The 14,337-nt window shown below is 44.4% G+C and carries 12 protein-coding genes; 10 read left to right on the forward strand and 2 right to left on the reverse strand.

Features of this window, described 5'->3' with window-relative positions:
• Window positions 1-149: 149 nt before the first annotated feature.
• From J7I42_RS04085 to J7I42_RS04110, 6 genes are all read left to right on the forward strand, one after another.
• On the forward strand, window positions 150-3,341 hold the full coding sequence (locus J7I42_RS04085) for an ATP-dependent helicase (protein WP_209137497.1): 3,192 nt from the start codon (window positions 150-152) through the stop codon (window positions 3,339-3,341).
• Window positions 3,342-3,478: 137 nt separating this feature from the next.
• On the forward strand, window positions 3,479-4,942 hold the full coding sequence (locus J7I42_RS04090; protein WP_209137498.1) for an Ig-like domain-containing protein: 1,464 nt from the start codon (window positions 3,479-3,481) through the stop codon (window positions 4,940-4,942).
• 96 nt (window positions 4,943-5,038) lie between these two features.
• Window positions 5,039-5,656: a recombination mediator RecR gene (gene recR / locus J7I42_RS04095; RefSeq protein WP_209137499.1), complete on the forward strand. Its 618-nt coding sequence runs from the start codon at window positions 5,039-5,041 to the stop codon at window positions 5,654-5,656.
• A 366-nt stretch (window positions 5,657-6,022) separates the two neighbouring features.
• The gene (locus J7I42_RS04100) at window positions 6,023-7,051 is read left to right on the forward strand and encodes a homocysteine S-methyltransferase family protein (RefSeq protein ID WP_209137500.1); all 1,029 of its coding nucleotides are present in this window, start codon (window positions 6,023-6,025) and stop codon (window positions 7,049-7,051) included.
• Window positions 7,052-7,054: 3 nt separating this feature from the next.
• Entirely contained in the window at window positions 7,055-9,793 is a 2,739-nt protein-coding gene (gene metH, locus J7I42_RS04105; RefSeq protein ID WP_317196238.1) for a methionine synthase, read from the forward strand.
• Window positions 9,794-9,883: 90 nt separating this feature from the next.
• The gene (locus tag J7I42_RS04110) at window positions 9,884-10,699 is read left to right on the forward strand and encodes a hypothetical protein (RefSeq protein WP_209137502.1); all 816 of its coding nucleotides are present in this window, start codon (window positions 9,884-9,886) and stop codon (window positions 10,697-10,699) included.
• Between the two features lie 79 nt (window positions 10,700-10,778).
• Here J7I42_RS04110 and J7I42_RS04115 read toward each other — a convergent pair whose 3' ends face one another.
• A complete protein-coding gene (locus J7I42_RS04115; RefSeq protein WP_209137503.1) occupies window positions 10,779-11,528 on the reverse strand; it encodes an LOG family protein in 750 nt (249 codons plus the stop codon).
• A gap of 40 nt (window positions 11,529-11,568) precedes the next feature.
• Here J7I42_RS04115 and J7I42_RS04120 point away from each other — a divergent pair, with 40 nt between their 5' ends.
• From J7I42_RS04120 to J7I42_RS04135, 4 genes are all read left to right on the forward strand, one after another.
• Window positions 11,569-12,339, forward strand: coding sequence for an exodeoxyribonuclease III (locus J7I42_RS04120; protein ID WP_209137504.1), 771 nt, complete (start codon window positions 11,569-11,571; stop codon window positions 12,337-12,339).
• A 72-nt stretch (window positions 12,340-12,411) separates the two neighbouring features.
• Window positions 12,412-12,717, forward strand: a complete 306-nt coding sequence (locus tag J7I42_RS04125) for a DUF4286 family protein (protein ID WP_209137505.1) — start codon at window positions 12,412-12,414, stop codon at window positions 12,715-12,717.
• A 290-nt stretch (window positions 12,718-13,007) separates the two neighbouring features.
• Complete coding sequence (locus J7I42_RS04130; RefSeq protein ID WP_014222160.1) at window positions 13,008-13,277, forward strand: HU family DNA-binding protein; 270 nt, start codon at window positions 13,008-13,010, stop codon at window positions 13,275-13,277.
• 99 nt (window positions 13,278-13,376) lie between these two features.
• Entirely contained in the window at window positions 13,377-13,487 is a 111-nt protein-coding gene (locus tag J7I42_RS04135; protein ID WP_014222161.1) for a 30S ribosomal protein THX, read from the forward strand.
• 199 nt (window positions 13,488-13,686) lie between these two features.
• On the opposite strand, the gene pdxH is transcribed toward J7I42_RS04135, so the two are convergent.
• Window positions 13,687-14,331: a pyridoxamine 5'-phosphate oxidase gene (gene pdxH / locus J7I42_RS04140; protein ID WP_209137506.1), complete on the reverse strand. Its 645-nt coding sequence runs from the start codon at window positions 14,329-14,331 to the stop codon at window positions 13,687-13,689.
• Between the last annotated feature and the right edge of the window lie 6 nt (window positions 14,332-14,337).

A 14,337-nucleotide genomic window follows, 5' to 3' on the forward strand; every position in this document is an offset into this window, starting at 1 on the left:
ACGAAAGTGAGATAAAATCGGGGAAATACAGCTCATTTTGTCACGCTAACGCTAAATTTTTGTGCACATTTAGCAGCTGTTTTTGAACATAAGGGCGTTTACATATTAGGCCGCTGTAGTATCTGTTGACCGTTCGTTATCTTTGTTTAATGAGCGTGAACCGGGAGCGCCTTAATCAGAGATTTGTTGAAGAATACCAAAAGCTGAACCCTCAGCAAAGGCTTGCCGTCGATACTATTGAAGGCCCCGTTATGGTTATTGCCGGGCCTGGTACCGGTAAAACCCAGATCCTTGCCAGCCGAATTGGCAAAATACTCCTGGATACTGACTCTCAACCCCAGAACATTCTGTGTTTAACGTATACCGATGCAGGCGTGGTGGCTATGCGCAAGCGTTTGTCACAATTTATTGGTCCCGACGCCTACCGCGTTAACATCTACACTTTTCACGCTTTTTGCAACGATATCATCCAGGAAAATCTGTCGCTTTTTGAAAAAACAGCGCTGGACCCCATTTCTGACCTGGAAAGGATTGAATTGTTCAAAAACCTGATAGATAGTTTTCCCAAGAACCATGCGCTCAAACGCTACCGGGGCGATGTGTACTACGAAATACATAACCTGCAATCGCTTTTCAGTACCATGAAACGCGAAGGCTGGACGCCCGCTTTTATCAATGAACGCATCGACGCCTGGCTGGCCGACCTGCCCACCCGCGATGAATTCGTGTACAAACGGGCATACAAAGGCTTTAAAGCCGGTGATCTGAAGAAAGATAAGTTTGAGGAAGAGAAAGAGAAAATGGAAAAGTTGCGGGCTGCGGTAAACGAGTTCGACCGTTTTCAACAACTAATGCGGAACCGCAACCGGTACGATTTTGATGACATGATCAACTGGGTGATCAAAGCTTTTGAAGAAAACCCGGCCCTGTTGAACCGCTACCAGGAACAGTTCCTGTATATTCTGGTTGATGAATTTCAGGATACCAGCGGTACCCAAAACCAACTGGTAAAACTGTTGATCAGCTTTTGGGAAACACCCAACGTTTTTGTGGTGGGCGACGATGACCAAAGTATCTACCGCTTTCAGGGAGCCAACGTGGAGAACATGTTGCAGTTTGCCAACTCTTACCGCGAAAGCCTGCTCACCGTTGTGCTGACCAATAACTACCGGTCGGCACAGCCTATTCTTGATATTTCTATGACGCTCATCAACAACAACCAGGAGCGGCTTGTGAAACAGATAGAAGGCCTTAGCAAAAACCTTAAATCGTCGCATCCGCGCTTCTTTGCCCTGGAGCCCACTGATGCCATTCCGCAAATAAAAGAGTACGAAACGCAGCGGCATGAAATGGTGGATATAACCCTGCAGGTACAGGAATTACTGAACGAAGGCATACCACCAGGCAAGATCAGCATCATTTACCGAGAAAATAAATATGGCGAAGAATTAAGCCAGTATTTCAAAACCCTGAACATACCGGTTTACAGCAAGCGTCATTTAAATTTATTGACGGAACCATTCGCTAAAAAGATCATTCTTCTCATAAAATACATTGCCGCCGAACATGATATTCCCTATGGCGGTGATGAAATGTTATTCGAAATATTACATTTCGACTGGTTTAATATTCCACCGGTTGAAATTGCCAAGCTAAGTATTGAAGTGGCCGACCGGGCATTTGGAAATAACAAAACCTCGTTGCGCCGCCTGTTATACGACAAGGGAAATACACCGCCTGCCGATCTGTTCAGCAGAGGTCTGCACCCTGGCTTGTTACAGGCCACCAAAGCAATGGAACGGCTTATTTCATCTGTACCCAATGTTACCCTGCTGGTACTGCTTGAAAATATCATTCGCCGAACAGGATTACTGAACATCATTATGCAAAGTCCCGAAAAAGGGTGGATGATGCAGGTGTTGACCGCCCTGTTCGATTTTATAAAAGATGAGACCCATCGCAATCCTTTACTGCAACTGACCGATCTGGTTGAGATCTTCGACCTCATGGAGAAAGAAGGATTGTCTCTGCCGCTGGTGCAGGTAAGCGGGAACGATAAAGGGGTAAACCTGTTGACCGCCCACGGCTCAAAAGGACTGGAGTTTGAATATGTGTTCATTGCAGGATGTAATGCTTCCTTCTGGGAAAAGAAACGTAAACCTGGTGGCGGCTACAAAATTCCCGAGAACGTATTTTTAAGTCAGGCCAATGACCCTGCGGTAAACGAAGCAGGCAAAAGCGATAAAGATATTGAGGAATTGCGCCGGCTGTTTTACGTAGCGCTTACCCGTGCCGAACAACACCTGTTCATTTCCTACTGCCGCTATAAAAATGATGGTAAGGAACTGGAACCGTCCATGTTCCTGGCAGAAATACAGGAACAGCACCAACTGCCGGTTGAAAAGGTATTTATTAGTGATGAAGAGTTAACAGAATTTCAGATAGTTCAATTGGGGGAAACCGAAGCGCCCGAAATTGGCCGCATAGAAGAAGATTTCATCACTGCCCTGCTCGACAGATTTGTGATGAATGTAACGGCTCTGAACAATTATTTGAAATGCCCGCTTGAGTTTTATTTCAAGAACCTGTTGCGCATACCATCACCCAAGAATGAAGCAACCGAATTTGGTTCGGCCATTCACCACGCGCTGCAACGGTTCTTTGAAAAAATGAAAGAAAACCACAATGTTTTCCCGGGCAAGGCTGAATTTGTAGCTGATTTTAACTGGTATATGCACCGCCATCGCGAAAACTTTACCCGCGAACAGTTTGAACGCCGGCTTGAATATGGCCAGGAAGTACTTAGCAACTATTACGATAAATACATCTTTACCTGGAACCGGATCGTTACGGTGGAAAGGAATATCCGCAATGTGGTAGTGAATGGCGTTCAATTGAAAGGAAAGCTCGATAAACTGGAGTTTGACGGCAAACAGGTAAACATCGTTGACTATAAAACCGGCGATCCCGATAAAGCAAGGGCCAAACTACAGCCGCCCAGCGAAAAAGACCCCAATGGCGGCGATTACTGGCGCCAGGCCGTATTCTATAAGATCCTGGTGGATAACTACGAAAGCCGCGACTGGCAGGTAATAAGTACCGAATTTGACTTTATTGAACCCGATAAAAAGAAGGTATACCGCAAGGAAAAAGTAGTTATAAAACCATCTGATATCACTACCGTTTCGCAACAAATTGTTCAGGTATGGGAAAAGATCCAGAACCGTGAGTTTTATATCGGTTGTGGTAAAGAGGACTGCCATTGGTGCAATTTTGTTAAGACCAATAAGCTGGCGGTCGCGTTACACGACCTCACCTCTGAAGAAGAAGCTGACCTGTAACCAGGTATTGCTTACCATTTAACGTTACCCATTCCAGGGTGCCGGTTGAACCGGTGACCGGTACCTGGCCCCCTTTACCCCGATTTAACGGATTTTGAAGCAACAGTTGTCAATAAAGGGCTTAAGTTTGCGGCCTTATGAAGTATGCTTCCTTACTAAAAATAGTTTCGCCGTTCTTTTTGATCCTTGCGCTGCTTCCGAGTACCCTGGTGCAAACAGGTTGCGCCAACATGGCCCCGCCTACCGGTGGTGCCCGTGACTCTCTTCCCCCCAGACTGATGGGCGTTAACCCACACGATTCGGCCCGGAACTTTACCGGTAAAAAGATCACAATAGAATTCGACGAATTCGTTCAAATTGAAAATATCCAGGAAAACCTGCTGGTATCGCCGGTGCCCAAAGTAAACCCGGTTGTTGAATCAAAACTGCGTACCGTAACCGTAACGGTTAAAGATACCTTACAACCTAACACTACTTATACCATCGACTTTGGCAACGCCATAAAAGATATAAACGAGGGTAATATTTTAAAGAATTTCACTTATCTGTTTTCCACGGGCAGCAACATTGATTCATTAAAGCTTACCGGCAAAGTGATCATTGCCGAAACCGGTAAAACCGATTCTACCCTCATTGTTATGTTGCACAGAAGCAGTGATGATTCGGCCATTATAAAAGAAAAACCCCGCTATATTGCCCGGGTTGATAAAGATGGCAATTACAATTTCAAAAACCTGCCTGCTGATTCATTTTCATTATATGCCATGAAAGATGATGGCGGCCAGCGCCGCTACATGAGCAATAGCCAGCTGATAGCGTTTGCCGATGAACGGGTATTTCCCGGCATTTCGCCCAAGTCAATGACCTTATACGCTTTTACAGAAAAAGAAGATACAACTAAAGCAAAAAGCAACAAACCAGCCACAGCCCAACCTGCCAAACCAGCACCCCCACAGGCAGCCAAACCAACAAATGGCAAAAAGGATAAGACAGCCCGTCTGCAAGTAGAGACCAACCTGACCAATAATGAATTAGACCTGTTGAGTCCGTTTGAATTACGGTTTGGTACCGAGCTCAAAACCTTCGACAGCACCAAAGTGATACTTGCCAACGATAAGAATGAGCCGCTCTCCAATTACCATTTTACCAGAGATACCAGCAAAAAAAAGATCACCGTTTCTTATGCCTGGATTGAAAACACCCCTTATAAACTCATTGTAGACAAAGATTTTGCTGAGGATTCTGCGGGTGGTAAGATCGGTAAAAACGATACCATCGAATTCCGCACCAAGAAACAAAGCGATTATGGACTGGTACGATTACGCCTTATTAACCTCGATTTCAAGAAAAACCCCGTTTTACAGTTTGTGTCGGGCGACCAGGTAAAATATTCCTATCCCCTGAGCGGCAGGGAATTCAACGCCAAATTGTTTCAACCTGGCGAATATGACCTGCGCATTTTATACGACGATAATAAAAATGGGGTTTGGGATACCGGGGCCTTCTTTGGACATCACAAACAGCCTGAAAAAGTACTTCCCATAAGCCGTAAACTAACTGTAAAAGCCAATTGGGACAATATCGTGGACATAACTTTATAAAGGATTCAAGCACAGCTATTTGTTAGCTGGCTCAAACTGAAAGAACAACCACAAACCACTAACAACAAACCACAAACTGTTTGGTATCTTTGTAGTATGGAATTCTCTTCTTCTTTGTTGGAAAATGCGGTGAGTGAATTTGCCAAATTACCTGGTATTGGTAAAAAAACAGCATTGCGATTGGTACTGCATTTATTAAAGCAGGACCCCGGTAATGTGGCGGCATTTGGTGAAGCAGTACTTAAAATGCGCCGTGAGATCAAGTTTTGCGAACGTTGTTATAACGTAGCTGATGCTACTACCTGCGCCATTTGCGCCAACCCGCTGCGCAAGCAGGAGCTTATTTGTGTAGTTGAGAATATCCGTGATGTAATTGCCATAGAAAGCACCCAGCAATTCAGTGGGATCTACCATGTGTTGGGTGGCATAATATCACCCCTTGATGGTATCGGTCCAGACCAGCTTACCATTGAACCGCTGATACAACGCATACCTAAAGAGAAGACCGAAGAGCTCATCTTTGCTTTAAACCCTAATATACAGGGTGATACCACCATTTATTATATTCAGAAAAAGCTCCAGGGCACTCCTGTTAAAATAACCACTATAGCCCGGGGTATAGCCTTTGGTGGTGAGCTGGAATATGCCGATGAAATGACCCTTGCCCGCAGTATAACCAACCGCCTGCCAGTTGAAAAGTACGTGCAACACTAGGTTTCAGCCTGTTGTTGCTTTTAGATCACTACTATCCCACCATTAATAACAAGTTTGCTAATACCATAACAAGCTGTAAATTTGCCCCCGCATAGGCGGATTTGTTTATTGTTCGGCCTATGCATCCTGAGCAGGTTAGGATCCTATAACTGGCATCCTGACAAACACCGGGCAAAATGCTAAAACTGAACTAATAAACGACAAGAAACTCTCTCTAAAACAGTTTCCCAACGTTTACCAGTTCGGTTCTTATTATGGAGTCATCGATAGTACTACTATCGACATCGTACCGCTGTCTGGCGGACACTTCATCGTCCGGTACTGCTCATCAACATAAACCGCTTTGAAAAACAAAAGGAGGGCAGCATGAAAACAATTCAACAGAGTCTGCAGGAACGCATCCTGATCATTGATGGCGCCATGGGCACCATGATCCAACGGCATAAGCTTGAAGAAGCCGATTATCGTGGTGAACGCTTTAAAGACTGGGCCAGCGACCTCAAAGGCAACAACGACCTTTTGGTTCTTACCCAACCCAACATTATCAAAGGCATTCATAAATTATACCTCGATGCCGGGGCCGATATCATTGAAACCAATACTTTCAATGCCCAACGCATCTCATTGGCGGATTACCATATGGAACCCCTGGCCTATGAGTTGAACTTTGAAGCCGCTAAAATTGCTAAACAGGCTATACAGGAATTCTTTGCCGACCCTGCTACCAATAAAGGCGGCCGGGACCGGGCTTATGTAGCCGGCGCAATTGGCCCGCTTAATAAAACCCTCTCTTTATCTCCCGATGTAAACAATCCGGGGTACCGGGCCCTAACTTTCGACGAAGCCGTAAGCGCTTATTACGAACAGGTTAAAGGACTTGTAGACGGAGGTGTTGATCTGTTGCTGATAGAAACCATCTTCGATACGCTCAATGCCAAAGCCGCTATCTACGCCATCAAAAAATATTTCAGCGACGAGGCAAAACCGGAAGTTCCCATCATGATCAGTGGTACCATCACCGATGCATCGGGCAGGACCCTGAGCGGTCAAACCCTGGAAGCCTTTTATACTTCAGTAATGCATGCCAAACCACTTTCCATTGGTTTGAACTGTGCGTTAGGTGCTTCGGAAATGCGGCCCCATATTGAAGAATTAAGCCAGATAGCCTCCTGCTTTACCTCAGCTTACCCCAATGCCGGTTTACCCAATGCAATGGGCGAGTATGACGAGCAGCCCGAACAAACCGCCCACTTCCTGGAAGAATGGGCCCGTGAAGGTTTTGTAAATATTGTTGGTGGTTGTTGCGGTACCACGCCCGATCACATTAAGCATATTGCCGATCACGTTCGCAACTTTAAACCCAGACCCTTACCAGTATTGGAAAAGGCGTTATAAGATATAAATTCACAAAAGGTAAAACAGATTATGCCTGCAAACTTTTCGATAAAACCATACCTGCGGTTATCAGGGTTAGAACCCCTGGTCATTCGCCCTGAAACAAACTTTGTGAATGTAGGGGAGCGTACCAACGTGACCGGTTCTAAAAAATTTGCCCGTTTGATCAGGGAGAACAAGTATGAAGAAGCGCTTAGCGTAGCCCGTCAACAGGTAGAAAGTGGCGCCCAGGTGCTGGACGTAAACATGGACGATGCCCTGCTCGATGGCGTAAAAGCTATGACCACCTTCCTGAACCTGTTACAAAGTGAACCCGATATAGCCAAGATCCCCGTCATGATCGACAGCTCAAAATTCGAGATCATTGAAGCAGGTTTGAAATGTGTGCAGGGTAAGTGCATCGTAAACTCTATTTCCATGAAAGAGGGAATAGAAAAGTTCATCCGGGAAGCAAATATCTGTAAGCTGTATGGTGCCTCTGTAGTGGTAATGGCATTTGATGAAAATGGCCAGGCCGACACCCTGCAACGCCGGGTTGATATTTGTGGGCGGGCTTACAAGATCTTAACTGAAGAAGTAGGGTACGATCCGCAGGATATCATCTTTGACCCCAACATCTTTGCCGTTGCAACCGGTATTGAAGAACATAATAACTATGCGGTTGATTTTATTGAGGCCACCCGCATCATTAAACAAAAAATGCCCCTCGCCAAAATAAGTGGCGGGGTAAGTAATATCTCCTTCTCCTTCCGCGGTAATGAGCCGGTACGCGAAGCCATGCACGCCGTTTTCCTGTACCATGCCATTAAGGCCGGTATGGATATGGGCATTGTGAACGCTGGCCAGCTGATCGTTTATGATGAAATAGAACCGCAATTACGCGAGCTGTGCGAAGACGTAATTCAGAACCGCCGTGAAGATGCCACCGATCGACTGATCGTCTTTGCCGAAACGGTAAAAGCAAAAGACAAGAACGAAGTAAAGAACGAAGCCTGGCGCAATAACTCAGTAGAGGAACGCCTGAAACATGCGCTTATAAACGGCATTACAGACTATATAGACCAGGATACAGAAGAAGCCAGACAGAAATATCCTAAACCACTTGATGTTATTGAAGGGCCTCTAATGAACGGTATGAACGTGGTGGGCGACCTTTTTGGCAGTGGTAAAATGTTCCTTCCCCAGGTGGTAAAAAGCGCCCGCGTGATGAAAAAATCGGTGGCCATTCTTACCCCGTTCATTGAAGAAGAAAAAGAAAAACTGCGTGCTGCGGGCGGGGAAAACCAGGCTTCAGGCGCAGCCAAAATTTTGCTGGCCACTGTAAAAGGCGACGTACACGATATTGGAAAGAACATTGTAGGCGTTGTATTAGGCTGTAACGGATATGACATCATTGACCTGGGCGTAATGGTGCCGGCCGATAAAATACTGGAAACCGCACAAAAGGAAAAAGTGGATATCATCGGGTTAAGCGGTCTTATTACCCCCTCGCTCGACGAAATGGTGCATGTGGCCCATGAAATGAAACGGCGCAACATGAACCAGCCCTTGCTGATCGGTGGGGCCACTACCTCCCGCATGCATACAGCTGTTAAAATAGCCCCCCAATATGAAAACGGGGTAGTGCATGTACTGGATGCTTCACGAAGCGTTACTGTAGCCGGTTCATTGTTAAGCAAAGAACAAAAGCCCGATTTCCTGAACAACATTGGTAAGGAATATCAAAAGCTGCGCGATGATTTTGGCAGTAAGAAAACCGCCAAGCAATACCTGAAATTCGAAGAAGCACAACAAAACAGGGTAGCCATTGACTGGAAAGGTTATACCCCAACCACTCCCCAGTTCACCGGCACCCGCATCTTAGACAATTACGACCTGAACGAACTGGTAAACTATATCGACTGGGGCCCGTTCTTTATTGCCTGGGAATTACATGGTAAGTTCCCGGCCATTTTGCAAGACGAGAAAGTAGGAAAAGAAGCCACCAAACTGTTTGAGGATGCCAACGAGCTGCTTAAAACCATTATTAAAGAAAAATGGTTAACAGCCCGGGGTGTTATCGGCTTTTGGAATGCCGCCGGTGATGGTAAAGATTCCACTTTTATTTATGATGAAAGCGGAAATGAAATAGCAAAACTGGAACACTTGCGCCAACAAAACAAAAAGGCCGCCGGACAACCTAACTTCTCCCTGGCTGATTTCATTAAACCAGGTCAGGGCAAGGCTTCCGATTACATGGGTGCCTTTGCTGTAACCATACAGGGAATAGACCCACACATAAAAAAGTTCATAGAAAATCACGACGATTACAACAAAATCATGCTTCAGGTGTTAGCAGATAGGCTGGCCGAAGCGCTTGCAGAGTGCTTACATGAAAGAGTGCGTAAGGAATTCTGGGGCTATGCAAAAGAAGAGCACCTGAGCAATGAAGATTTAATAAAAGAATCATATTCAGGCATCAGGCCAGCGCCAGGTTATCCTGCCTGTCCCGATCACACTGAAAAATATAAGCTGTTTAATTTATTGGGTGGCGAACCAGCAACACACATTACATTAACAGAATCGCTGGCCATGTATCCTGCCTCTTCCATTTGCGGCTGGTACTTTGGACATCCGCAAAGCCAGTATTTTGGATTAGGCAAGATCCAGAAAGACCAGGTGGTTGATTATGCCGGCCGTAAGAATATGTCTGTAGAAGATGTAGAACGGTGGTTACGCCCGGTTCTGGAGTACGATGTGTAATAATTTTGTAAGACCTATTTCACAATATTAAAACAAGCATATTCGTTTGGGCAACGTTCCCTTGGAAAATGTATTTTTAACCGTAGCATCATGAGTAATTCCCGTAGGAATGCTATTATGGCAATAGCATTGTTGGTTGTACCTTTTTTTGTAGCAGCGCAATCGAAGTATCAGAAACGAAAAGGGGAGATCTGGTTCTCCTGGGGCTATAATACCGAATGGTATACACATAGCAATATCCATATCGTACAGCCTGAATTGGGCAATTATTACAAGTTCAATCATGTAAAAGCCCACGACCACGAAGGCTGGAATGAAGGCCTCTTCAGCAAAGCCCTTACCATTCCGCAGTATAATTACCGTCTCGGGTTTATGTTTAATCAGGAAAAAGGACTGGGTGTTGAGATCAACTTCGACCACACTAAATATATCTTCGCCGACCAAACCATTACAGCAACCGGTACCTTCAATGGTCAAAAAAAGGCTGGTGATTCCGTAATAGATTTTAATGCAGCCAATGGCTATTATTACTACCTGAATAACGGCGCTAACTTTTTACTGTTTAACATTGTAAAACGCTGGCACCTGGAACAAGTGGCCAATGGCAAAATTCAAATTGATGCATTGGGAAAAGCAGGTATTGGCCCGGTTATCCCCCACGTAGAGAACAGCCTCAATGGCTTAAAAAACAAACCTGATTTTCAATTTGGTGGCTGGAACACTGGTATTGAGGGTGCTATTAAAGCTACATTCTTCAACACCGTTTATCTGGAATTCTCCAATAAAATAGATTATGCCCGGTACTCACACCTGCACATTTATAAGGGCAAGGCCAAACAGGCATTTGGCACTTATGAAATGGTGTTAAGCCTGGGTATTACCCTTCACACCGGTAAAAAGATCTAAAAAGAAGTTACTTATACATAGAAAAGGGGCAAAGCGTGTTATAACTGCTTTGCCCCTTTTTCTTTTATAACCTTTTCAATTATCGTTTTTCAAACAACCACCAGAACAGTTTACGCGGTCTTACTTTATAGTTCTGGTTTATATACGTGCGAATGTGATCCATGGCTTCGTCAACACTGTCGGTTAACAATACCAGCTTCATATCTTCGCGGCTAATGGTTCCCTGTTGGGCCATAAATTCGGCATAATTCCACAGGTTGCTGTAATATTCCTTCCCAAACAACACAATGGGAAACTGGATAATGGTTTTTGTTTGTACCAGTGTTAAGGTCTCAAAAAACTCATCCATAGTACCAAAACCGCCCGGCATAATGATGAATGCGTAAGAGTATTTAACCATCAGCACTTTGCGAACAAAGAAATGTTCGAATGTGATGGACTTGTTCATATACTTGTTTGCCTGCTGTTCAAATGGTAACCGGATGTTACAACCTACTGAAACACCGCCATTTTCAAAGGCGCCGCGGTTAGCGGCTTCCATAACGCCGGGACCGCCCCCAGTCATAGTAGTAAATCCCATTTCTGCAATGCGTTTACCAAACTCGCGGGACGCATCGTAATAAGGATGGTCTTCCTTAAACCGGGCCGACCCAAATACGGTAATACAGGGACCCACAAAGTGAAGTGTACGAAAACCCTGTATGAATTGTTTGAACACCCGCCAGGCAAAACCCAGTTCATAGCGACGGCTTCTAGGTCCTTCTAAATAAACCTGTTCTTTCGGTGGTATTATCGGCTCAATCTTTTTCTTTGCTGAAGCTGCTTCCATATCAATAGTGTAAATTGCCAGCCAAATTAAACAAAAAAACATGCGCATTATCAGTTATAATGTGAATGGCATAAGGGCCGCCATGACCAAAGGTTTTTGCGATTGGTTAAAAACCGATCCGGCAGATATTATCTGTTTGCAGGAAACAAAAGCCACAAAAGATAATGTTAACCGTCAGCAGATCATCGATTGTGGTTATGAAGATTACTGGTTCTCTGCACAAAAAAAAGGGTACAGCGGCGTAGCAGTTCTTACTAAAATAAAACCCGATAACGTTGAATACGGTAACCAACATGCCGTAAGCGATGATGAGGGCAGGGTAATACAACTTGATTTCGGTGATATCAGACTCATAAATGCCTATTTTCCCTCTGGAACAACCGGCGATGTACGGCAAACCTACAAATACCAGTGGCTCTCGGATTTTCATAACTACCTGGAAACACTGAAGAAAAAATATCCTAACCTCATATTGTGCGGCGATTACAATATTGCACACACCGAAATAGATATTCACGATCCCAAAGGCAATAAAAATACTTCCGGCTTTTTACCTGATGAAAGGGCCTGGATGGACCAGTTCCTCCAAAACGGATGGATAGACACCTTTCGGGCTTTTCACAATGAACCACACCGGTACAGCTGGTGGAGCCAGCGTTTCCCTACAGTAAGGGAACAAAATAAAGGGTGGCGGCTCGATTACATTACAGCTACCGATCCCCTGCGCAGCCGGTTAAAAAGTGCAGACATTTACCACGATGTTAAACACAGTGACCACTGTCCGGTATATTTAGAACTGACAAAAGCGTAATAATTGTAATTTTTACAACTTATCTGCGTTTATCACAACAGTAATATGTAAATCTCTATTTACCCATTTACCATGATTGTATACAACAACACCATTAAAATTGCTCATTCTATTGAGGAACCATGGTTACTATGGCTGCTTCAGGAACATATACCCGAGATAATGGCATTGGGATTGTTTACAGAATGGAAAATGTTCAGGTTACTGGAACAGGATGATTCGGAGGGAATGACCTATGTAATACAATATTTCGCGCTGTCATTGGAGAATTACTATCAATTCATGGAGGAATTTTCACCTGTATTGCAAAAGAGATCATTCGACAAATGGGGTGATCGCTTTATTGCATTCCGTACGGTAATGGAGGTTGTGCACTGAGTGTGGATAATAATATTTTAATGGCGTGCCAAGCCAAATTTATTGTATATTCCACGAAACCCTTTACCCGTCAGCATTTCAGCCGACAACGCATGAAACACAGGGCCCTACAGCATTTCAGCGTGTAACATCAATTAACAAAACGTATTACAAAACATTTCAATTTGCTAAAAACCTTACCCCAAGCGGCTTTCAGCATTTTATCAAATGTTAATTTTTCGACCAAAAAATTTTGTTTCAAGCAAAAACCGGCTAAATTTGTCTCTGCATAATTTTTAAAAAATCACACTATGAACAAAGCTGAATTAATTGCAAAACTTGCCGATGATTCAGGCATTACTAAGACACAGGCTAATGCTGCTCTGGATTCTTTTATTGAAGCAGTTACTAAAACCTTAAAAGGTGGTGGTAAAGTTACCCTGGTTGGTTTTGGTACTTTCTCTGTATCAAAAAGAGCAGCTCGCAATGGTCGTAATCCGCAAACCGGTGCTGTGATTAAGATTAAAGCTAAAAAAGTTGCCCGTTTCAAAGCTGGTAAAGAATTGCAGGCTAAATTATAATTTCTGCCTAAAGCACGAAAGGCTCCGTTACTGCATGCGAAGTATCGGAGCTTTTTTTATTTTTGCGTTAATTAACAATCACTTTAATAAACACATAACATGGGTAGAGGAGATAAAAAAACGAAAAAAGGCAAAACCTTTAAAGGTTCATACGGAAAAAGCCGCCCTGCAAGGGTAAAAAAGGCTGTTGCCGCTGACAAAAAGAAGTAAGAAGTAAGAGGTATGAGGTAAGAAAAAACCTCAAATTTGATCTTACTTCATACCTCGTACCTCAAAAATATATAACCACCAGGCTCCTCCATCTTATTCCGGCCTCATACTTCGGCTTTCCTACCTCGTACTCTTTTATCCTAAATGGCCCTTTCTTAAGTCATTTTCCGTTCAATCTACAGGAAACCGCTACCTTCCCTTAAGGCGCCAAACGCTCAATTTTCCATCCATTGTTCCCCTCAAGTGTATATTGCAAACGGTCGTGTAAACGGCTGGGACGGCCCTGCCAGAACTCGATAGTAACAGGTTTCACCCGGTAACCACCCCAATGGTCCGGTCTTTTTAATGGTTTTCCAGAGAAATCCTTTGTGTATGTTTTCTCCCTTTCCTCCAGCCATTCCCGGCTTTCAATTACCTGGCTTTGCGGGGAAGCCCAGGCCCCAATACGGCTGCCTTCGGGGCGACTGTTAAAATAAGTATCACTTTCTTCATCGCTCACTTTTTCAACCAGTCCGGTAATGCGTACCTGCCGTTCCAGTTCTTTCCAGAAAAACACCAGACATGCACGCGGGTTTTCTGTCAGTTGCATTCCTTTAAAGCTTTCATAATTGGTGAAAAACACAAACCCCCGCTCATCAAAACCCTTCAGCAGTACAATACGCGCAGCCGGTATCCCATCGGCCGAAGCAGTGGCCAGCGTCATGGCATTTACCTCGTCAATCTCACTGTTTATGGCTTCCTGCCACCAGTTACTGAACTGGCCAATGGCATTGGTATGTACGTCTTTTTCTGATAATGACTGTAGCTTATAATCTTTACGTATATCTGCGATTGTAGATGACATAGGCTA

The organism is Niastella soli (assembly GCF_017742245.1).
GTDB lineage: Bacteria > Bacteroidota > Bacteroidia > Chitinophagales > Chitinophagaceae > Niastella > Niastella soli.